The 22812-nt window shown below is 35.3% G+C and carries 24 protein-coding genes; 23 read left to right on the top strand and 1 reads right to left on the bottom strand.

What is annotated here, in order from left to right; translation table 11 throughout:
• Nucleotides 1-175: 175 nt before the first annotated feature.
• From ABGU93_RS08020 to ABGU93_RS08100, 17 genes are all read left to right on the top strand, one after another.
• The gene (locus ABGU93_RS08020) at nt 176-745 is read left to right on the top strand and encodes a recombinase family protein (RefSeq protein ID WP_347412950.1); all 570 of its coding nucleotides are present in this window, start codon (nt 176-178) and stop codon (nt 743-745) included.
• Nucleotides 746-956: 211 nt separating this feature from the next.
• On the top strand, nt 957-1265 hold the full coding sequence (locus tag ABGU93_RS08025) for a hypothetical protein (protein WP_347412951.1): 309 nt from the start codon (nt 957-959) through the stop codon (nt 1263-1265).
• Between the two features lie 693 nt (nt 1266-1958).
• Complete coding sequence (locus ABGU93_RS08030; RefSeq protein WP_347412952.1) at nt 1959-2462, top strand: hypothetical protein; 504 nt, start codon at nt 1959-1961, stop codon at nt 2460-2462.
• A 199-nt stretch (nt 2463-2661) separates the two neighbouring features.
• A complete protein-coding gene (locus ABGU93_RS08035) occupies nt 2662-2820 on the top strand; it encodes a hypothetical protein (protein ID WP_347412953.1) in 159 nt (52 codons plus the stop codon).
• A gap of 338 nt (nt 2821-3158) precedes the next feature.
• Complete coding sequence (locus ABGU93_RS08040; protein WP_347412954.1) at nt 3159-3785, top strand: recombinase family protein; 627 nt, start codon at nt 3159-3161, stop codon at nt 3783-3785.
• A 306-nt stretch (nt 3786-4091) separates the two neighbouring features.
• Nucleotides 4092-5063 (top strand): restriction endonuclease subunit M, encoded by a 972-nt coding sequence (locus ABGU93_RS08045; RefSeq protein WP_347412955.1) that lies wholly within the window; start codon nt 4092-4094, stop codon nt 5061-5063.
• Nucleotides 5064-9101: an Eco57I restriction-modification methylase domain-containing protein gene (locus ABGU93_RS08050; RefSeq protein WP_347412956.1), complete on the top strand. Its 4038-nt coding sequence runs from the start codon at nt 5064-5066 to the stop codon at nt 9099-9101.
• A gap of 456 nt (nt 9102-9557) precedes the next feature.
• On the top strand, nt 9558-9836 hold the full coding sequence (locus tag ABGU93_RS08055) for a hypothetical protein (protein ID WP_347412957.1): 279 nt from the start codon (nt 9558-9560) through the stop codon (nt 9834-9836).
• Nucleotides 9833-11005, top strand: a complete 1173-nt coding sequence (locus ABGU93_RS08060) for an ATP-binding protein (protein ID WP_347412958.1) — start codon at nt 9833-9835, stop codon at nt 11003-11005. Before ABGU93_RS08055 ends, ABGU93_RS08060 begins: the two co-directional genes overlap by 4 nt.
• A gap of 3 nt (nt 11006-11008) precedes the next feature.
• Complete coding sequence (locus ABGU93_RS08065) at nt 11009-11647, top strand: hypothetical protein (RefSeq protein ID WP_347412959.1); 639 nt, start codon at nt 11009-11011, stop codon at nt 11645-11647.
• Nucleotides 11648-11663: 16 nt separating this feature from the next.
• Nucleotides 11664-12443 (top strand): M48 family metallopeptidase, encoded by a 780-nt coding sequence (locus ABGU93_RS08070; protein WP_347412960.1) that lies wholly within the window; start codon nt 11664-11666, stop codon nt 12441-12443.
• Nucleotides 12444-12445: 2 nt separating this feature from the next.
• The gene (locus tag ABGU93_RS08075; RefSeq protein ID WP_347412961.1) at nt 12446-12802 is read left to right on the top strand and encodes a hypothetical protein; all 357 of its coding nucleotides are present in this window, start codon (nt 12446-12448) and stop codon (nt 12800-12802) included.
• Nucleotides 12803-12807: 5 nt separating this feature from the next.
• Complete coding sequence (locus ABGU93_RS08080) at nt 12808-13431, top strand: hypothetical protein (RefSeq protein WP_347412962.1); 624 nt, start codon at nt 12808-12810, stop codon at nt 13429-13431.
• A 570-nt stretch (nt 13432-14001) separates the two neighbouring features.
• A complete protein-coding gene (locus ABGU93_RS08085; RefSeq protein WP_347412963.1) occupies nt 14002-14277 on the top strand; it encodes a hypothetical protein in 276 nt (91 codons plus the stop codon).
• Nucleotides 14278-14509: 232 nt separating this feature from the next.
• Nucleotides 14510-15403, top strand: coding sequence for an ArdC family protein (locus ABGU93_RS08090; protein WP_347412964.1), 894 nt, complete (start codon nt 14510-14512; stop codon nt 15401-15403).
• A complete protein-coding gene (locus tag ABGU93_RS08095; protein WP_347412965.1) occupies nt 15400-16335 on the top strand; it encodes a lambda-exonuclease family protein in 936 nt (311 codons plus the stop codon). Before ABGU93_RS08090 ends, ABGU93_RS08095 begins: the two co-directional genes overlap by 4 nt.
• Before the next feature lie 14 nt (nt 16336-16349).
• Nucleotides 16350-17204: a hypothetical protein gene (locus ABGU93_RS08100; RefSeq protein ID WP_347412966.1), complete on the top strand. Its 855-nt coding sequence runs from the start codon at nt 16350-16352 to the stop codon at nt 17202-17204.
• Nucleotides 17205-17523: 319 nt separating this feature from the next.
• Here ABGU93_RS08100 and ABGU93_RS08105 read toward each other — a convergent pair whose 3' ends face one another.
• A complete protein-coding gene (locus ABGU93_RS08105; protein ID WP_347412967.1) occupies nt 17524-18267 on the bottom strand; it encodes a hypothetical protein in 744 nt (247 codons plus the stop codon).
• A gap of 129 nt (nt 18268-18396) precedes the next feature.
• On the opposite strand from ABGU93_RS08105, the gene ABGU93_RS08110 reads away from it, so the two are divergent.
• The 6 genes from ABGU93_RS08110 to ABGU93_RS08135 all read left to right on the top strand — a co-directional run bounded on the left by ABGU93_RS08110 (nt 18397) and on the right by ABGU93_RS08135 (nt 22335).
• Nucleotides 18397-18606, top strand: coding sequence for a helix-turn-helix transcriptional regulator (locus ABGU93_RS08110; protein WP_347412968.1), 210 nt, complete (start codon nt 18397-18399; stop codon nt 18604-18606).
• A gap of 125 nt (nt 18607-18731) precedes the next feature.
• Nucleotides 18732-19115 carry a hypothetical protein gene (locus tag ABGU93_RS08115; RefSeq protein ID WP_347412969.1) on the top strand — a complete coding sequence of 128 codons (384 nt, stop codon included), beginning with the start codon at nt 18732-18734 and terminating at the stop codon, nt 19113-19115.
• Between the two features lie 226 nt (nt 19116-19341).
• On the top strand, nt 19342-19686 hold the full coding sequence (locus ABGU93_RS08120; protein ID WP_347412970.1) for a hypothetical protein: 345 nt from the start codon (nt 19342-19344) through the stop codon (nt 19684-19686).
• Nucleotides 19687-19885: 199 nt separating this feature from the next.
• Nucleotides 19886-20221: a hypothetical protein gene (locus tag ABGU93_RS08125; RefSeq protein ID WP_347412971.1), complete on the top strand. Its 336-nt coding sequence runs from the start codon at nt 19886-19888 to the stop codon at nt 20219-20221.
• Between the two features lie 443 nt (nt 20222-20664).
• On the top strand, nt 20665-21012 hold the full coding sequence (locus ABGU93_RS08130; protein ID WP_347412972.1) for an excisionase: 348 nt from the start codon (nt 20665-20667) through the stop codon (nt 21010-21012).
• A 93-nt stretch (nt 21013-21105) separates the two neighbouring features.
• Nucleotides 21106-22335 carry a tyrosine-type recombinase/integrase gene (locus tag ABGU93_RS08135; protein ID WP_347412973.1) on the top strand — a complete coding sequence of 410 codons (1230 nt, stop codon included), beginning with the start codon at nt 21106-21108 and terminating at the stop codon, nt 22333-22335.
• Nucleotides 22336-22812: the final 477 nt, after the last annotated feature.

Below are 22812 nucleotides of genomic sequence, written 5' to 3' on the forward strand. Positions count from 1 at the left end.
TTTTATATGTTCGTTTTTAAGGATGTAGTATCAAAACTTTTAAGTTATGACACCGCTGAGCCACCTATGGAAACATGCGGGTTTAATCGGTGTCAAAACATATAGCCAAAAATATCTTAGGGGGAACTATAAAAGGTTCTCTTTTTTTATGCCAAAATTTAAGGAGGATTAAAAAATGAAGTACGGTTATGCAAGAGTAAGCACAAAAGGACAGCTTGACGGAAACAGCATTGAGGAACAAACGAATAAAATTAAAGCCATTTATCCTGATGTTGAAATCGTTGTTGAATCTTTTTCAGGAGCAAAAGAGCGTCCCCTGTTCAATCAGATGTTGGAATCGGCAAAAGAAAATGATTATGTTGTTGTAACGAAATTAGACCGTTTTTGTAGGTCAACAAAAGAAGGATTAGGCTATATCGACCTTTTGTTAAACAAAGGGGTAAAAATCCATATCCTCAACATGGGGTTAATTGAAAATACACCGATGGGCAGGTTGATTGTCACGAATCTGTTAGCATTTGCAGAGTTCGAAAGAGCCATGATTATTGAGCGCACCCAGGGCGGTAAAGCTATCGCCAAGCAGAAAATAGATTATAGGGAGGGCAGACCAAAGAAATTCAACAGTAAGAAAATCAATCACGCAATGGAATTGCTGGAATCCTATTCTTATAAACAAGTGGAAGAAATGACTGGAATCAGCAAATCAACCCTTGTTAGAGAAAAAAGAAAACAATCGGTAATCTAAAATCGCCAGTATAGCGAAAAAAATATGCAAATTTTGAGAGCCACCTGGTTACTATTATTTAAAAGTAGTTCTTAGATTGATACCCTACGGTCATTGTACAAGCGGCAGCATCACGACCTAGACAAGTCGCTAAAAGGTCTTATTCTTATGCCCATTATGAAATACGGCAATCCAAACAGTTCAAATTAAACTAAGAAAGGAACGAGAAAAAATGAGTACAGGAATCAAAACATTAGACGGCTGGTGTGAATTTTCAGACCGAACAGGAAAAGAAAGCATTTATGATTATTTAAATTTGGGGGATATTGTGTCAGAGGACGTCGTGGATAATTTTATGGATATGTTACCGCCAAGAGCCATGTCACATGGATATTTACAGGTAGGTGAAGCATACGACCATGTTTATGATATTGACGGAGAACTAAGAGCCCTTTACATGACCTTTGCTAAGTGTGACGGTCAATGGCGATATTATGGTAATTGCTTTGAATGGGAAACCGTTGATAAGAGTTGGAGATAGCCGAAATGCTTTATTTTTTTGCCCAAAATCGGGAAGGGTGGTGATTGATTATGAAATAAGATAAATTACGATACAAGGCATCTGATTTCAGAAAATCTAAAGAAGAAAGAGTGCTGTTATCCTGATACGTTTACCATCTGTCAGAATTATATGGACTGGCTGAATGAAGCTGATAAAATACGAACAGATGTATGAGATATATACATATTGAGCCGTTGGAACTGAATCGGTATAAAAATAATGATTAGAGTGTCAAAAATAATTTTTGAAGACTTAAAATACAACATATTGCGCTAAGTGGTGTATTGAAATCAATATAATGTATTTTCGATGGCTTAAATTGAGCTTTGAAACTTCAACCAACAATACTGACAAAAGTATTTGTTAAAATGAATGAAACATTATGTTACAATATAATTAATTTGATTGACAGGATGTGAAATTGTGTATTTTCGAAATTGTGGTGCGGTTCTCAATGATAAAGCTGAAATCTGTGTAAAATGCGGATGTCGTCCATTAAACGGAGATAATAATTGACAAAAATGGGAATTTCAGAAGGATATTTATCTACAATGCTGAGAAAGCCTTTGACAGAAGAGATGAAACAGAAAGTACCGGAAGCGGTTAATAAACCAATTTAAGAGTTAATAGCAACTAAAAATATAAATTTATCCATGAAAAGGAGATTCATATATGAAAAGAAAAAACAATAGAAAAACAAGCAGTAATGTAGTAGAAAAGCAGTTGTATCACTACACATCGAGATATCAGGCAGAGCAGATTATTGAGGCGGGATATCTTGAACTAACACCAAGTAATCTGATTAAGCCTACAGATTTAAGGACGGTTAGATATGAAGATGGCAATTATGGCACTGTTAGTGAAATATCCGACCCTGTAAAACCTGTAGTATGGATGACAGATTCATTGGATGGCTCTGAGGAGTATACGAAAAACCCTGAACTTAAGCAGAGAATCAGAATTAGCATACCAATGAAAGAATCTTACAAGTTTTGGGTTGTATGGGCTAAGAAGAATCGTATGAATAAGCAATGGTTCAAAGATTTTACCCAAAATTCTCGTTATGGAACTTGGTATATTTCAGAAGATGCCATTCCGCTTGAAGATGTTTTAATGATAGAAGATTTAACGACTGGCGAAGTTCTTTGGGGTAATCCTCTACAGAGTAGTTTATAGGCGAAAAATTAAGAATAGTTGCTGTGGAAGGTGCTACCAAGTAGGAGCATACTTGTAGTTTCCCTGATTATTTCCCTTATACAGCCAGGGATAACTATGAGTTAGAAAATACAGCAACAAAGGGTTTCTAGGACTGGTTTGACACTTATAATTTGACAATTAACAATAAAGCTGAAGAAGATAAGGAAAAATGATGGTTATGTACAAAAGATTAAAAGAGACATTCATAAAGGCAACTGAAAAAATAGAGTCTGAAATAAGAGCTACAAAGAGAGCAAAACAGGAAGCAGAAAGAAGAGCATACATAGAAAAACTGAATGAAGACGAAAGCGGATGGACTTGCCTATCCGGAGATTGACGGATATAATGACCATAAGAAATCGACAGAAAGGAAAATGCCACTAAAAGATGCACGCTTCAACGGCTAATCATCTCTTAATAGAATTCTAAAAACCTATGGTTATTATATCGGATTATCCGCAGGAATCAATATTTTTTAATAACTAAGAATTATGAAGGTTGAAATACACCTTCTTTTTTATACTTATTTTAAGTAGGTGGTGCCGAAAAGCATACACAAATACTGAGACGTTTAATAAGTGAATGTCTATACATTACGGGACTGTTTTTCAGTCCCTTTTTTATGGCCTCAAAAAGTATACATTTAGGTACTGAACAACGAAAGGAGAATTTTTTATGAAACGATATGGATATCACAGAACATCAACAAAGGAACAGCATCTGGACAGAGGTATTAAAGAAATTGAGAATTACTGCAATAGTAACAGTCTGGAACTGGAAAGAATTTATACTGACCAACAGACTGGAAAAAACTTTAATCGACCCAGGTATCAAGTTTTAAAGGAAGATGTTTTGCGGAGCGGTGATGAATTGATTATTTCAGAAGTTGACCGGTTAGGAAGAAATAAACAGGATACCTTAAAAGAATTGCAGTATTACAGAGATAATGGAATCCGTGTGAAGATTCTAGAATTACCAACAACACTGATAGATATATCTAAGATGGATAATTCAATGGCTCAGATGATAATGGAAACCATTAATAATATGATGATTGAATTGTATGCAGCAATGGCACAGGCGGAAGTTGAGAAGAAAGAAAAACGTCAAAAGGAGGGTATTCAGGCAAAGAAGGAACGTGGGGAATGGGATAATTATGGAAGACCTGCGGTTATGTCGTTAAATGAATTTGGTATCGAATATCAAAAGGTTCTTGATGGTGAATTGAAACCATTTGAATTAATGAAAATTCTAGATATGAAAAAGGCTACATACTATAGGTATGTAAATAAATTGAAATAGTTCATAAAAGTAGTTGAAGCTGTTGGAACAATCTCAATATTGATGTTGTGGTTGTTCCGATAGCAGACTATAATAGAATATAGTGTCTAAAATATGGAATATATCATCCAGAAGGATTGGTATTTTATGTAATGAAGGACGTATTGAAGGTGCAATCAAAAAAGGAAAGATGCGGTTGGTTGATTCCAGCAGGCGCTGAGAAAACAGCAAACACAAGAATTAATGCAAAAAAATAGGTTGTTCTAGTACCGGTAATGGGACTAATTATAAGATATAATTTATTAAGCTACCGAAAGGAGGTTTAATGTGGATTACACAGTAGATATATTGGAAGACAGTATATTAAAGTATGGCGAATCTGTATTAGAAATGCTGTTAAAAGATAAAACAACACAAAAGAATATTATTTGGGCTACTAACGATTATGAAAAATTTGGATATTTATTTAAGGCACATAGAGAAATAACAACAGGGCTGGTTACAGGGATGTACTCTAAACTGATACAACCGAGAGTAACAAAAGCCAAGGAACATCAGGATAATAGAACAAAAGTCAAGGCGGAGGTATTTACACCATCATGGGTGTGTAATGAACAGAATAACCTTGTGGATGAACAATGGTTTGGTCGTAAAGATGTATTTAATATAGCTAAAAGCGGAGAATGGGAGACAATTAAGGATAAGATATTTTTTCCGGATGAAAAACATAAATCATGGAAAAATTATGTGGATGCTAGAAGATTAGAAGTATCTTGTGGAGAAGCACCGTATTTAGTAAGCCGTTATGATGCTGTTAGTGGTGAAATTATTCCGGTGAATGAACGAATAGGATTATTAGATAGAAAATTTCGTGTTATAAACGAAAATCTTGAGGATGAAGACGCATGGATGTTATGGGTTATTCGTGCAGTTCAGAGTACTTATGGATATGAATTTCAAGGAGACAATTTATTGTTGGCAAGAGAGAATATTTTATATACATTTATTGATAATATGCAGCATAAATTTGAGAAGGAGCCAACAATAGTACAGATAAAAAAGATTGCCAATATTATTTCATGGAATCTGTGGCAGATGGATGGTTTGACTTATACAATTCCTTATGGAGAGATGAGAGAAGCTGAGCACCAAATGTCTATTTTTGGTTTTCTTGTTTCAGAAGAGGAAGAAAAAGATGATAAAATTAAAGTTAATCCCGATGCTCCGAGTTGTAGAATTAGAGACTGGAGAGCAGAAGAAACTATAGAATTTAGAACATTGCTGGAAGGGGCTAAGTAAATGGAGAATTATTTTCTGGATTCATTTGAGTATAAACTTATCTATATATTTGAAATTAATGATACCATACATGCAGGATTGGTCAAAATAGGCGATGCTACTTTGAAAACAGATAAATCTATTGATGAGTTGCCAGCAAATTGTCATGACCTGAACCAGGCAGCATTGCAACGGATTAAGCAGTATACAAACACTGCCGGAATTATTCCAAAACTGTTGCATTCAGAATTAGCAATTAGAACAGTCACAGATAAGAATGGAAATATTGCTGTAAAAGCGTTCAGAGACCATGATATACACAGAGTATTAACAAATTCTAATATAAAAAAGAAAACAATTAGTGGCTCCACTAGTAAAGAATGGTTTAAGATAGATTTAAAAACCGCATTGAAAGCAATAGACGCAGTGAAGAAGAGTCGTCCAAATATTGGAGATATAGATATGGATGATTTCACACCTATTATTTTTCGTCCAGAACAGGAGGAAGCCATAAAAAAAACTTTGAAACAGTTTAAAGATGGTAATCGTATGCTTTGGAATGCGAAAATGCGTTTTGGAAAAACTCTATCAGCATTACAGGTAATTAAAGAGAGCAAATTCGAAAAGACTATTATTATTACGCATAGACCTGTAGTAGACGTTGGATGGTTTGAAGATTTCAAAAAAATCTTTCATGGCATGGATGATTATGAATATGGTTCTAAAAATAATGGGGCAACTCTAGAGTATTTGGTGTCAAAAGGTAAGAAGTTTGTTTATTTTGTATCTATTCAGAATTTAGGTGGTTCATCTCTAGTCGGTGGTAAATTTGATAAGAATGACGAAATTTTTAATTTGGAGTGGGACTTTGTTATTGTAGATGAAGCACACGAAGGTACAAAGACAGCTCTTGGAGATGATGTTATTAAAAATATTGTAAAAGAAGAATCAGGTCATGATACAAAATTTTTAGCATTATCAGGTACACCGTTCAATATTTTAAATGATTATGATGATAATATTTATACTTGGGATTATGTAATGGAACAGCAGAATAAGAGAACGTGGAATATTGACCATTTTGGGGATTCCAATCCTTATGATGAGTTACCAGAACTTAAAATTTTCACATATGACCTTGGAAAAATAATTGCTAGTAAGAAATACGTAGAGTTAGAAGATAAGGCATTTAATTTCAGAGAATTTTTTCGCACATGGACAGGTGATATAAGAAGTGATAGAAAAGAGATTCCTGTAGGAAAATCTATTGGAGATTTCTATCATGAGAATGATGTGAAAAGTTTTTTGAATTTGATTACGAAAGAGAGTATGGATAGTTGCTATCCATATGCCAGTGAAGAATATAGAAGATTATTTAAGCATTCACTATGGATGGTTCCAGGAGTAAGAGAGGCGAAAGCTCTTAGTATAATGATGAAGCAGCATCCAGTATTTGGAAGTGGTGCATTTGAGATTATTAACGTTGCAGGAGATGGGGATGCAGATGAGGAATCGAAAAATGCTTTGAAATTGGTTCAAAAAGCGATTAAAGACGCTGGAGATGATGGGTATACAATTACCTTATCTTGTGGAAGGTTGACAACGGGTGTAACAGTTCCAGAATGGACGGCTGTGTTTATGCTTGCAGGTTCGTATTCTACGTCAGCAGCTAACTATTTGCAGACTATATTCAGAGTACAATCTCCGTGCAATATTAATGGTAAGATAAAGCAGTGCTGTTATGTATTTGATTTTGCACCAGACAGAACATTAAAGATGGTTGCAGAGTCTGTTGCATTATCAACTAAAGCTGGGAAGACAAGTGAAACGGATAAACGTATTCTTGGAGAATTCTTAAATTTTTGTCCTGTTATCGCAGTGGATGGCACAGAAATGAAATTGTATGATACAAACAGATTGTTACAACAGTTGAAGAGAGCTTATGCGGAACGTGCGGTACAGAATGGATTTGATGATACTAATTTATATAATGATGAATTGTTAAAACTGAATGAATTAGATATAGAAAAATTTAATAAATTGAAAGGTATTGTCGGAGCATCGAAAGCAGCTCAAAAGTCAAAAGATATAGACGTAAATCATCAAGGTTTTACAGATGAGGAACATGAGGAATTAGAACGTATTAAAAAGAAACCAAAGAAAGAACGCACACCAGAGGAAGAGGAACGTCTTAAGGAGGTAGCGGAGAAAAACAAACAGAAGAATAATGCGATTTCTATTTTAAGAGGAATCTCTATCAGAATACCATTACTTATTTATGGTGCTGATATAGATATAGATGAAGATATCACGATGGACAAACTAGTAGATATTGTAGATGACTCATCTTGGGAAGAGTTTATGCCTGTTGGGGTAACAAAAAAAATATTTAAGACATTTATTAAATATTATGATGCTGAGGTATTTGTAGCTGCTGGAAGAAAAATCAGAAATACAGTAAAATCAGCAGATGAGCTTTTGCCTACAGAACGAGTTAAGAAGATAACGGAATTATTTAGCTACTTTAAAAATCCTGACAAGGAAACTGTGTTGACTCCGTGGAGAGTTGTTAATATGCATATGAGTGAATGCCTTGGGGGATATGATTTTTATGATGAAAAACATATTGAATTAATAGAAGACCCTAGATTTGTATATAGAGGGCAAGTTACATTAGGTACTTTATATAAAACAAATGCTAAGATATTAGAAATTAATTCAAAGACAGGACTATATCCATTATATGTAGCATACAGTTTGTATCAAAGAAAAAGGCAGAATTTGCATTGTAAAGACCTGACTATTGAAGTTGATGATATGTTATGGCGCAATACGGTAGAGGACAATGTGTTTGTTATATGTAAAACTGAGATGGCAAAGACCATAACAAAGAGAACCCTTATTGGATATAAATCGGGTTCAGTTAATGCTCATTATTTTAAAGATTTAATTAATATGCTAAAAAATAAGCCAAAGCAATTTACTGATAAAGTTTTAAAAGCAAATTATTGGAAAAAGGAAGGTACCGAAATGAAGTTTGATGCAATTGTAGGTAATCCACCGTATCAATTAACAAATAAAGGTGATGGGAGTGGTGCAAACCCCATATATCATCTTTTTATAGATGCAGCACGTTCATTGTGTGGAAGAGGTACGTTTATTCATCCGGCTCGTTTCCTTTTTAATGCAGGTAAAACACCAAAAGAGTGGAATCAAAAAATATTAAATGATGAACACTTTAAGGTTATTAACTATTATGCAGACAGTAGAGATGTTTTTCCTAGTGTTGATGTAAAGGGGGGAATTGCAATAACATTTTGGGATGATAAACAGAAATTTGATAAAATAGGAATATTTACAGCACATACAGAATTGCGTTCTATTATGGAAAAAGTTTTGACTGCTACATTTGTTTCATTTGCAGAATTAGTTTATCCTAGAGATTTGTATAGGCTAACAGATGATTTATATAATGAAAATATTTGGGCAATTGAAAGACCAAGTAAGGGTCATAAATATGATGTTGGGTCTAATGTGTTTAATGTTTTCCCAGAATTATTTTTTGACGAAAAACCAGATGATATAGAAGAGTATGCGCAGGTGTACGGTAGAGAAAAAAATGAGCGTATTTTAAAATGGATAAAAAAGAATTATATTAAAGTGCCAGATAATTATGAATATTATAAAATATTTGTGGCAAAAGCAAATGGTTCAGGAAATATAGGAGAGGTTTTGGCGTCACCAGTTCTAGCATCACCATTTGTTGGGCATACGGTTACTTTTTTAAGTATAGGAAAATTTACTACAATGGAGGAAAGTGAAGCTGTATTAAAGTATATTAAGACAAAATTTGCAAGAACAATGCTGGGAACTTTAAAGGTGACACAAGATAACCCAAGAGAAACGTGGCTAAATGTTCCAATTCAAGATTTTACAAATGCTTCGGACTTAGACTGGAATAGGTCTATAACTGATATTGATAAGCAATTGTATAAGAAATATAAATTAACATCTGAAGAAATAAAATTTATTGAAGAAAATGTTAAACCTATGGAATAATCTGATTGATAATATACTTATGAGTCCAGATGATGGGAGAAATCTTGTTGTCTGGGCTTTTATTATGTTATCAAAATGTAATATTATGTTACAACGCCGTATATATAGAAAAATATCAAAAAAAATTTGGGTGCAACCTAGAGTCATAATTAAAAAAGGGTTTTGTAGTTCGAAACCCCACCTCTTATTTATAGAAGTAATTAAAGGCATCAGGAGAAATCTTGATGTCTTTTTTGACCTGAACAAGTCGTTAATACGGCCTGTTTTGACTTTTTTTATCCGTTTTCCGATTAATGCAAAATTTAAGCTATCCATAACAAGGACACCGCCTTTAAGTCTTTTTTGTAAGTATAAAAGAATATTATAGTTGCAGAGTAATAATCCAATGCTATAATGAGTGTAGGTGTGGATTAAAAATAAACACAAAGTTCCGATAAATATAACAAGGAAAAAGCGATGCTAAAGGAAGGTGGAAAGTTTATGTTGGGTGAACAATCATTTCAGCCATATGCTGTTAATACATTTAGTAAAAGTGGGAGGCAGTTTTCAACGATAACTCCTGCTCACTACGTCAGTCCTCATAATGTAAAGCCGTATAGAAGAAAAGATGGAACATTTGTATCTGGATATTGGCGTGATGGAGATGGAAATACAAGAATCAACAGAACTACGGGCTACTTTGCAAGAAATCCTAACGCAGTTCTACAGATGTGGAAGAACGGTGGCAAAAAATGAGGCGTAAGGAAATTGCTGATGTACAGGATATAAAGGAAAAAGAGATTGTAAAAACAGCTTCTGTTGCAGGGAAGAATATTTGCATTAAATTGCAGAATGCATATGTTGGAACGGTCGGAGGTCATACTGAGCTGCTCGATGAAGTCTTGATTGACAATATGTTTGAGCAGATAGTAAGGGCAATAAAGACCAATCATTCCAAATATAATCCGCTCCCAGATGAAATTATTATAAGAAACGCATCAGGTAGAAAACAGGATGCTGAAAAGGTGCAGCTAGTAGAGGATAAGGACAGTCAAAAGATAATAGAAAGTTATGAGCCTAGATTCTTACTTGAACAGGTGACATTGAATAAAAAGGTAAAAGAGCAGATACGGACAGCTATTGCCGCAGTACGCTATAAAAGTAAAATGTCTGAGGAATGGGGAATGTCTGAATACTTCTCTGGAAATCGTGCGGTCATCCTGAATTTCTATGGAAAAGCTGGCACTGGCAAGAGCATGACAGCAGAAGCTGTTGCAAAGGCTTTGAATAAAAAGGTATATCACATCAATTACTCTGAACTGGAATCAAAGTATGTTGGAGAAACACCGAAGAACATCCGTAAAGCGTTTGAGAGTGCCACAAGGGATGATGCAGTGCTGATATTTGATGAAGCAGATTCTTTTCTTGGAAAAAGGTTATCATCGGTTACGCAGTCAGCGGATTATGGGGTAAATATTACCAGAAGTGTATTGCTCATGGAACTTGAACGGTTTAATGGAGTAGTAGTCTTTACAACGAATCTGATAGGCAATTATGATGAGGCATTTAAGAGAAGAATCCTGTTAAGTGTTTACTTTGATATGCCAGATGAAAAAGCAAGGACAGCGATATGGAAGCTACATTTAAGTGAGAAGATGCCGCTTAGTTCAGAAATTTCATCAGAAAGCCTTGCTGGAAGGTATGAAAATATTTCAGGTGCTGACATCAAGGATATAGTATTCTATGCTGCCCTGTACACATTAGAGAAAGATAAGGAATGTATGGATTTTTCAGTATTTGATTATGCTTATGTGACGATACAGGGGAGATACCAGAATAAGGGAGAGCAGGAAGTACAGGTAGTTTCGACTGAAAACATTACGGAGGAACAGTATCAGAATGAGATAAACGGATTGGAGGACTAACAGATGATAGATAAAATTGTTACGCTTTACCGAAAGGCAAAGATGGGAGTTATCAGCGAGATGTCAGGAGCTACAGCAGGAGTTCTTGATGAAACCAGCTTTTATGATGTTGGATATATGCAGTCACAGATAAGCCGCATCCAAAAGGAATTTGCTAGGGTATCAAAGGAGCTGGAAATAAGCATTGAATTAAAAGAAGATTCCGATTATGCAAGAAAGAAAAGGCAGGAGTTAATAGCGCAGAGAGAGTATCTGTTGGTACATATGGTGTTTTTAGCATCCAATAGTTTTAGTAATCTGAAGGACTGTGTAAAAATGGCAGAAGGACATAACATTGGTTTTATGGATTGTGTGAAAGGTCTGCTGTTCTATAAAAATGGCGAAAAGGATAAGGCGTTTTGCTCATTAGAAGAGTATTTCCGCAAATATGGAAGCATAGAAGAACATTTCCTTGCAAATAAAGTGTTTGGAACACTTCTTGCAGATAAGGGACAATATGAGAAAGCAATTCCGTTCTTGACCTATGCACAGCAGTTTATGCCAGAAGATACGGAAATATTAACTACGTTAAAAAAATGCTTTATGAAGAATGACAAAAGACGTGCAGCGATTATTGAAGACATTATGTCAGTACTTGCATGATAGGAGGTTGGAATAGATGGAACGATTTTGTTATATCAATGAGAAACAGGATGAAGCATACCGTCAGTATAAGGATGGAGTAGCATTTCAAAAGGATATTGAAAGTGTATTTGATGAGATAGATTATAAAATAAAACTGCCTGATTTTCTTGGAAAAACTGTAAAGGTGACACAGAAACAGTTTCCAGAATTATATGAGCTGGTAGAAGAGCTATCGGAGATTTTGCAGATAACAGCTCCGACTGTATATGTATATGAGGATTATTACTATGGAGCAGAAAGCTATGGAATCAGCTATTATTGGATAGAATTATCAGCGAAAACGATACAGGACTTTTCTAAGGAAGAGTTGCGTTTTTTGATGGCAAGAGAACTATACAAAATAGCTGATGGTGTAACGAAACAGAAAACGATGATGGATGAACGGTTTAAGATGATTCGCATGGTTGCGCCAGATGAACTAGAAAAGATGTCAAGATTGTCATTTTATCATTGGTACAGGCTGTCGAATTATAGTGCGGATAATTTCGGTTATTTGATGTGTGGAAGTATGAAAAGTTCGGTGCAGACAATTTTAAAACTGGTATTAAACAGCGTTATGCTTGCAGAACAGGTGGATGTGAAAGAATTTATCGGGCAGGCATCAGAGATAAACCGACAGGATAATATGGTTTCCAATTATACAAAGGCAGATGAAGCAATACCATATGCACCGCACAGAATACAGAGTTTGTTAGCGTATGCGATATCAGATAGAGGGATGCAGACAAGAATCAGACAAGGAAAGGTGGAATAAAAATGAGTTTGATATTAACGGCAGGATTTTTTTTAATAGGAGCGTTGTTGACAGCTGCACTATTACAGTTTTGGAATGATATAAAAGAGTGGTTAAATAATGTAGCAGCGGATATTGTACAAGAACATATAGGATATGATGCGAGGCAAGCTTTAGAAAAAGCGGTATGTAAAGCTGATAGAGTTGCAGATAAAATTAGAAATAGGTCTGTTATATATTATAGAAAAAATAAAATGGATAAATATGTTGATAAAGTAACTGTGGAAATGAAAGCTCCAGTTTATGAATTTGAGCAGGAAGTATTAGATGAGATTAAAAGGAATAATTATATTGTGCAAGAAATGGAATACAAGAGGTAAGTGAGATGGCAACACATAACTGGCAAACAACGAATGTAAAATACGAGAAAATATCAGAGGAAATATATTATTCTGAAATAGGAATATATTCTTCAAAAATAATTTCATCAGAGTTTAGTGACAGAAGACCACAAGAATGGGATGGAACAATCAATCATAAGAGGGCATCAGAGGTTAAAGCATTGGAATATCAATACTTATTTCCAGAGGATAAGAGCTTATATAAATTCTGTGTTAAAAATTGTTATCCTACAAAAGGATTCTTAGAGACAGAGAAAAGTTTTCAATTGAGAAGAAGTACTTCAAAAGCTAGTCTTACGCTTTTTGGATTCGCGTTTGATAATTGCGATTTTTTGACTTCTGATGATAGTTTACAAAAAATTAAGGATTTTCGTGCCGATATAATTCATTTCAATGCAGGTGATTTTAATAAAAATAGTAGACATGTTTTACCAGTAATAGTTGCAATAAGAAAACATGGCTATAGAGGAAAAATAATTGCTCAAGTATTCACAAAGAGGGATGATGATGCTGCAAGACAATTATATAGAGCGGGAGCTGACGTTGTTTTTAGAGATTCAATGTTTGACAATCCTCGTTATGCAGTGCTTAAGGCAATAGAAGATTAAAAATTATTATAATTAACTATTGTATTTAGGACAGTATAGGCAAAAAAACTATATAAATTTTAGGAGTCATCCATGTCTAAAATCTTTTAAAAGGATTCTTGGTTTGGAACCCAGGGGCTTATATATGAATATCTAGGACATCAGGAGAAATCTTGATGTCTTTTTTTGACCTGAACAAGTCGTTAAACTGTTCTATTTTTATGCCCAAAATAGAAAGGAGTTGGGATGGATGAAAAATGTGCATTCAAAGAAGCAGCAAATGACCAATGAATTCAAATACTGTTTTTGAAAACCAATGCACAGCATGCATAGGTGCACATATTTGTGCAGTGCATGCATCATATGCGTCACAAATGAAAAGTCAAAATGAAATCGTGCAAATCAAATAGCAGTTGCACATGAACAGGAAAGGATGTGATGTTTGATGTCAATGCTACGCTAGTAGCACCGGTAGAAGCGCTCAGTAACAACGTAAATTATTACAATCGTGAACGAGACCATGTGGAAATTTTCTAATCCATATAGGTCTTATTTTTTTGCCCATTTTTAACAAATCTAAGGAGGAACGTTATGTTTGATAAGAAAGAAATGAAACTGATTAATTTTAAGAAGGCTCAAAAGCTGATGATGGAAGGTGTTGTTGTGTATATGGTTCAGATTGATGGTTCCTTAGAGGAATTGACCATAGAAACAGAGTGGCAGAAGCTGCTTTTCCATAATCTAAAAGGTGGAAATTATGCCATCTATCGCAAGAAACTTTTGGATAAGGGAGCATTTCATAAAAATATCCGTATCGGAAAAAGCAGCATTACCATTGATTGTATTTTTGAGAAAGGTGAAGCATGAACGATTGTATCCTCCAAGGAAAACCAGTGTCACCAGACATGCCGGGTATCTGTCAGGAATGCAGTTTGTATCTGAGCACCTGTAAGCCGTATATCAGCAAAAATTTTCTGGTCGGTGCTGAGTGTGATTATGACCATTGTTGTGAGTGTCCATGTTATGAAGACTGTGCGAAATGAAACAAGAATCATTATGTTATTGGTACAACTAAAACCAAAATTAAAAATCGAAAAGGATGGAAAAAATGAATAAGAATCAGGAAAAAATAAAAGCAGCCCTCGAACGTATTGATACTGGTTTGGCGACCATCAATACAGATGAGGACTGGTGTAAATACCTTGCTTTTCAAAGCTTATTTTACACCTATAGCGCTGGAAATGCAATGTTAATTTATTTGCAAAATCCGGAAGCGTCCTATGTTAAAGGCTTTAAGGCCTGGAATCAGCTGGGTCGATATGTGAAAAAAGGAAGTAAAGGGCTGGCTATCTTAGCCCCTTGTTTTCGAAAAACAGAAACGTTTAAAGAGCCGGATAACAAATCACACTATCAGGATGCTGAGGGTGAAAAGGTCACCAAACGTGAAATCGGAGGGTTTCGGATTGCCTATGTCTATGATATTGCCGATACCGATGGTTCAGATGAACACTTGCCGGTGCTGGTCAAAGGTCTGTCAGGTAATGATGCGGAACTAAAAGCGATATATGAAAAATTGCATACGATTATTTCACTCGACCATCATATTGAAGATGTCCATGGAACAGCTTCCAAAGGTTCCTATAATCTTGATACCGGGGTCATATGTATCCGGTCTGATTTGGAGTATCTGCAAAAGATTAAAACCATTTTACATGAGTATGCTCATTCTATTGATTTTACGCTGCATCCGAAAACGGATATGGGCCGGAATCAAAGAGAGCTTGTTGCTGAATCAGTAGCTTTTGTTGTTTCAATGAGATTAGGCTTAGATACCAGTGCGTATTCGATGGGCTATATCAACTCATGGCTAAAAGATAAAGACGAATTAAAAATCATAGCAAATACGGTTCAAAAAGTATCATATTCAATTATCAATAAACTGGCTGAGTCTTCGGATTCGGCCTTTTCTATTTTAACGGAGGAAGAAGCATGAACATTAATATATTGGCCGAAACAGAGGGATTGTCAAAAGAAGAATGGCTTAGTTGTAGAAAACTAGGGATTGGTGGTTCTGACGTGAGCTGCCTTCTGGGAATCAACAAATGGAAATCAGAGCTTGAGTTGTGGCTGAATAAAACCAATCAGACCAATGATTTGCCAGTTGAAAATGAAGCGATGGCGTGGGGAACTATCATGGAGCCAGTCATCCGTAATCATTTTACTGAAGTAACTGGTAAAACTGTCGTAGAAGTAAAAGCGATGCTGCAACACCCCAAATATCCATTTATGCTTGCCAATGTTGATGGACTGACCGTTGATGATGCTGGAAATCCAGCCATACTTGAAATTAAGACTGCCAGTGAATATAAGCGTTCAGAATGGGAAAATGACATCCCAGTCTATTACCAGACTCAGGTTCAGCATTATCTTTGTGTGACCGGTGTAGCAAAAGCTTATGTGGCGGTTCTGATTGGCGGAAATACTTTTCGTGTTTATGAAGTTGATGCCGATGCCGAGGTACAGCAGATGCTTGTTGTCCTGGAGAATGCGTTCTGGAATAAAGTCCAAAATATGATTCGCCCGGAAATTGATGGTTCAGATGCTGCTAGAAATCTGATTGATACGATGTATCATGGCGGTATTTCGGAACAAATGATATTGCCGGAGGATGCTGTTGAATATGTTAATCAGTATATAAAAGCCAGCGCCGAGGAAGATAATGCCAAGGCAAAGAAACAGGAGGCAGCCAACCATATCAAAGAATTGATGGGCAATCATGATAAAGCAACGTGTCAGGAATATACCATCAGCTGGAAACCGGTCACGTCTGAAAGGCTTGATACAAAAGCCTTAAAAACAGCAGAACCGGAACTGTATTCAAAGTACGTGAAAACCAGTACATCACGCAGATTTACACTAAATTAAGGAGGATGATTATTATGAATAAAAAATTGGATTTGAAAGCGTTGCTGGAAAGTAAAATCGGTAATATTGAACCAGCAGAAAACGCGAAATCGGCGATTGAACGAGCTGAAATGAAGATACCCCACAATCTTATGTTTGATGCGGAAAGTACCGAATTTAAGCCCGAAACAAAGCCGGTAACGGCATCAGTAGCTAGAGGCTTAACCGTTGAGGAAGCCAAGGCGTTTGATGATGAAATGAATCGTTTTATTGATGCGGTGCTGGTGGCTGGGAGCGATTATGGAATCATCCCTCGTTGCAGCAAACCGTCATTATTAAAGCCCGGAGCAGAGAAAATATTGAATTATCTGGGGTTGATTGCCAGAACGGAAGTTGTAAATCGGGTTGAAGATTATGATGTTGGCTTTTTCTGTTATGAGTGTAAGGTGTTCCTGATTGATTACAATGGCGTGGTCAAAGGCGAAGGTATCGGTGTTACCAACACCCGAGAAGGAAAATATGCCAAGAGCAACGGCTACAGTGTTCAGAATGTGGTTCTGAAAATGGCTAAGAAACGAGCATTAGTCGATGCAGCCCTAAATGTTGGAAATTTATCAGCCAGATTTACTCAGGATGTTGAAGATATGAACATCGGACAAGAACAACCTGTCGGAAGAAATCCTCATGAATTAAATCAGAACCCAAAAACTGACAGACCTGCCACTCAGAAACAAATTCAGTATCTGGAAACACTGATGAGACAGCATAATACTTCGTCAGAGGCAATGAATAAGTACGTCAAAGAACATTGGGATGTTGAAGATTATAAAAAGATAACCGGTGTTCAGGCATCTACCTTGATTGAAAAATTTAAATCGATTGAATCGTAAACATTAGATAACTGATTGGAGGGGGCAGGTGACTGTTCCCTCCTTATTATGATGGGTAGCTAAATCGGAGTAAGAACCTGCTTTCTAGCCCAATAATTAAATAAACCAGAATAAAATGTCGCATTACGTTGCTAGAAGCATTTATTAATGGTGATACTTTGTGGTGGTATCTCCGTTTGGCGTTCAGGGTTCTTAGAAATATTTGAGCCTGATAAACAGGGTTTTATGGGGTTGTAGCCGTATTTTTTCTTTGAATTATATTCACTGCTTTTTTTGTATCTGTTGTAGGATTCAATGAAATAATTTGTGAATAGTAATTCTATTCGTTACTTAAAATTATTGTATGCCCATTTTCATCTTCTATAACATAAGAATGAACCGTTTCTAAATCATCCTGATATTGGGCGTATTGATTATAGACTTCCTGTGAATGTTCAAATATATAAATGTCTTCTTCTATTGCCATTTGCTTTTCAAAAAATGGTTCGAGTTTTGGAAGTGCTTTTGCTTTCCAGTAATTATACATGCTATGGGCAAGAACAAATTGATATTGTAATTTATCAATATCGTAAGATGATTGCTCGTTCTGCTCTTTTAAGTCCTTGTAATCCCGATATAGTTGTTGGTAAAGATTCAAATAGTGCAGCATGTCTTCGGGTTCTGTTCCAGAAATAATGGCATCAATCATAGTGTGGATATTGTTATCATAAGAAGTAGAGTTTTTAAATTTGATGAGTGCCGTAATGGCACCTGGACTTAATCCTGTTATGACATTTGCTTTTGCAACTTCTTTGTTAGGAACATCATCATATCCCAGAAGGTAATCCGTTGAAACATGGTAAAAGCGAGCGAAGGCACAGACAATAGGAATTAAATCTCTAGGAATCCGCTTCCCTATCTTGTAGGAATTAAGTGTTTGTTCATTTGAAATTAGCGGAATATCATTTTCGTCTGTTAAATTCATTATGACATAAGTATCGGTATATTTATGTTCGTTTTGCAATTTGGTTATGCGCTTAGAAAAAGCGGTCTGGTTATACTCGGTCTTTTTTTTCCTTCCCATATCCTGGCCTCCTATAAATACAATATGAATTTATTTTAGTATAAATTAGCACAAAAAGCAATGCAAAAGAATGATATTAAATTCAAAATGGCTGTTAAAATTAGATTATAAGAAGGAGGTGAGCTAAACATGAATATTAAAGCAAAGGAAAGTTTTACAAAGACACGTATGGAAACAGGGCTGTCCATGAATCAGTTAGCAGCGAAAGCAAGTGTTCCGGTATCTGTTGTATCAAGAATGGAAAAAGGAAAATCTATTGTCCCTAAGACTGCTAAGGCAATCAGTAAGGCACTGAACAAATCGTTTGAAGAACTATTTATAATTGAGAAGGGAGAATAACTACAACAAAATAAAATGAACAACTTTCAAAAATAAGAAGTTTAAAGAATGGTATGAGCTGTAAAAAGTGATTGCAGCTAAAACCGGTCTAATGGCGGTGGCTGAAAAAGTTTAAGCAACTGGGAATGCAACCAGTAGTAATACCCGATACTTTTGGAATTGATGAAATTCCAAGTATCTATGAATTATTTAAAAATTTAAATTTAAAGGAGAAAAAACAAATGAGAGAATTAGAATATTTAAAAGGTTTCGATGAAGTTGACAAATTCTACAAAGAAAAAGATGATGTTGAGCTATTGTATAATTATGCTGTTGACAGAATATTGAAGTTAACTGAGATAATGAGTAAGATTTTTTCAGAACCAATGTCAATTGAAAAGCAAAATAAAATTATTGTGTTTATTATTAACTATTGGGATGAGTGTCAAGGCAAATCACTTGAAGAAACCTGTGTAGAGTTGAGTGTCCTTCTACACAGATTTGAAAGGGATAATACATTGGATGAATGAAATTAGCTAAGACGGAAATCACTATGCCAAAAGATTCAGCAGGGGCAAACACTGGAATTATTGAAAAAATAAAGTGTTACTAGAACTATAGCAAATGGGAAGTGGCGCAGGAGCTTCATATTAACGAATTTACGTTGACACGGTGGCTTAGGGGTAATTTATAGTAAAGAGCGTGAAAGAACTATCTTAGAAGCTATTGAACGGTTGCTGCAAAGAGAATAATTCAATGCACGAAATAAAAAAAAACCCATTTGCGCCATGGGAAACAAAGAATAATGACGGTACTGAGAAACGCTATTTTAGAATGGGGGCAACTATTATGGCCTCTGAACTCATGAGAAGATTATCTTCCAGTGCTTTTAAAATCTATTGTTATATGAGAATTGAAAGCGGAGGGAATAAGAGTTTTAAATTTCCGAATGCTAAATATCGTGATTATATGAGCAAACCAACATTCTTTAATGCTAGGGATGAACTTGTTAGGAAAGGTTTTATAGATGTTGTTCAGAATAATAAGAACCTGCGTCAGGCTAATGTCTACGCTTTCTCTGACCGTTGGAGAACACTTTAAAACCCCTATCCATGGCTATATATAGTATATCAGTAAAGAATCTTGACAGCCATAATCATGTAACCATGATACCAGTTGTAAAGATATTTTACACTGCTATATTTAACAATGCGTGTACCGAGTAAGCATTCTTTACAAGATTTTATATTCACTTGTAAAGAAATTTAACAGCCAAATGAATTTAATTGGAGGTAATACTATGAGTAAAAATTGTAGATATGATACAAAATCAGCAAAGGAAATATTATTAGACAGAGCAAGCGAAGTATATTTTGAAATAGGCAGATTAGGAGGAAAAGATAATTATCCTTATCTTGAAGAAGAATTGGCAGGCAATGCTGTGTTTAAAGTGTTAGAAAAAGATACGGACAGCAAAGAGCAGTTCATGGAACTTGTAGGATTGTCCTATATGCTTCAAGGCATTGCGACTAACCTTCGGCTGAGTAATGGAAGTATTCGTGATATCCCGACAACAAATTTCAATGGTGAAATAATACCAAATGACGAAGAATTTAGATTTAGACAAGGAGATTAATATGCCAAAAGGTTCAACAGGAACAAACACAAGCACAATTATTTATGTTAAAAGAAAATACAGAAAACCGAGACCCTCCAACTGCAAGTTATGTAATCATTCCATTTGGATAAATGGCGACCAAAATCTGCATTGTACGGTTATGGGTATAACAGATATTAATAAAAAATCATGTGCCCATTACAGTAATGGTTATTCATTTATAACAACAATCAAAAAAAATAATAACAAGAAGAAGAAAAGAAAATCGAGGAAATAAAATGAGTGAATCGTATCGTGTAAATTTTCATATTATTCCAGACTGGATTAATCACAATAAAGCTGATTTGGAATATAATTTGAAAATTAGCCTATTAATTAGCTCTATATAAATAGGAAGATTAAAACGTACAGCTCATAGTAATAACGCTATTACTAAAATTGACACAAAATAGGAGGATGATATGGGATTACCAATAGAGATACCAATGCTTGATTTTTCAAAAGTGGATTATATATTTGACCGCAAGAAATTAAGTAATTCAGTGTTGTACTATCGTGAATTTACTAAATCAAATACAGCTGGTATCAGTAAACAACCGAAAATCAAAAATAGAAGGCCAGAGATTCCGGTTTGGGAACGTAGTAGCCTGACAATAGACCAAGCCGCTGTTTATAGTGGCGTTGGCAGAGATAAATTAAGGGAACTGACAGATAAAGATGACTGTTCGTTTGTATTATGGGTAGGCTCAAAAAGATTAATCCGAAGAAAAAAATTAGATGATTACCTAGATAAAGCGTTCTCAATTTAACAGAAACAATACTTGATGAAGTGGCGTATGGATGGTATGATGCTAACTATCATACTGCCCTTCTTTAAGCAATTACGGAAGGAGATTGCATTTATGTCAAAGGAGAAAAGGACCGATAATAATAGAAGAGTATTAAAACAAGGTGAGTCGCAGCGAGCAAATGGCAAATATGATTATCGTTGGACTAGTAGAGATGGCAAACGTCATTCGGTGTATGCGGATACTTTAGAAGAATTGCGTGATAAAGAGGCTCTGATTCAAAAGGACAACTTTGATGGTATTAAAATTGAAAAAGCAGGAGTTACTGTAAATGCAATGTTCCAGATATGGAGCGACCTTAAGCGTGGTTTGAAGGATAACACCAAGCAGAATTACAATTATATGTATAATCATTTTGTTGCTCCGAGTCTGGGGAAAATGAAGTTGTCTAGGGTTAAACGTTCTGATGTTAAGAGATTTTATAATAATTTAGCTGATGAACAGAACCTCCAGATTTCAACCATAGATGGTATACACACCGTTCTTCATCAGGTATTACAGATGGGTGTTGATGATTTGATTATTAGAGTTAATCCATCTGATAATATTCTCAAGGAGCTTAAGCAGTCCCATAATTTTGATAGGAACCATAAGAAAGCATTAACCATCGAAGAACAGAAACTGTTTGTTAAGTATGTTAGAAATAGTAAGAAATACGGTCATTGGTATCCCATTTTTGCAGTAATGCTTGGAACTGGGCTACGAGTGGGAGAAGTAACAGGTCTTCGCTGGCAGGATATTGATACAAGAGAAGGCATGGTTAGCGTAAAACACACGCTAGTATATTATAATCATGCTGGAAATGGTTGCGATTTTGCTATTAATACGCCAAAAACAGAAGCTGGCAGAAGAGAAGTTCCTATGTTTGGTTTTGTGAAAGAGGCGTTCTTGCAGGAACGCAAAAACCAGCTATTGACCGGGATTCGTTGTGAAACTATTGTTGATGGTTATAAGGATTTCATCTTTGTGAATCGATTTGGTAATGTTCACCATCAAGGAACTTTGAATAAGGCTCTTAAAAGAATCATTAGAGATTGTAATGATGAGGTATTACTTAAGGCTGAGAAGGATGCTGTGTTATTACCACCTTTCTCTTGTCATAGTTTACGTCATACGTTTGCTACAAGATTATGCGAGAGTGGCATTAATATTAAAGCATTACAGGATACTCTTGGGCACAAAGACATTGAAACAACGATGAATGTTTATGCGGAGGCGACTAAAGACCTCAAGAAGAAAGAATTCAGTAAGATTGAAGTTAATGATGATATCTGGGCTATTTAGCATGCTTTACGCCAAGTACGCCAAAGCATACGCCATTTGATACATGTCGTATAGAACTAAGTAGAACATTATTACATTATGGTTTATTGGATTAACTGGTTGGCAGAACATCATAGGATGGCATAGAAACCAATAGATTTGCCATAGGAAATTCCCGACAATGAAACCCATCGACTAGATTACTCAATGAACAAGGAGCTCAGAATCCAAGGATTTTGAGCTCCTTTAATTTACAAGAAAAAACTAAAATATAAAATTAAAATTATTTTATGTGTTTGAATAATATTTATGAGGGTAAATAAGTAAAAGTTGTGGGAAAAATAGTTGATTAATAGCTTTTAAAACCAGATAATAAGCGGATACCAGAGTATTTTGGCTATTATCAAAAAGAAATGAAAAAACTTTCAAAAAAGCGTTGACAAGAGGGGCGAAAGAGCGTATACTAATGAAGTTGTCTCAAGTGAGGCAGCGGACACA

Source organism: Acetobacterium sp. (assembly GCF_039830195.1).
In the GTDB taxonomy this organism is placed as follows: domain Bacteria; phylum Bacillota; class Clostridia; order Eubacteriales; family Eubacteriaceae; genus Acetobacterium.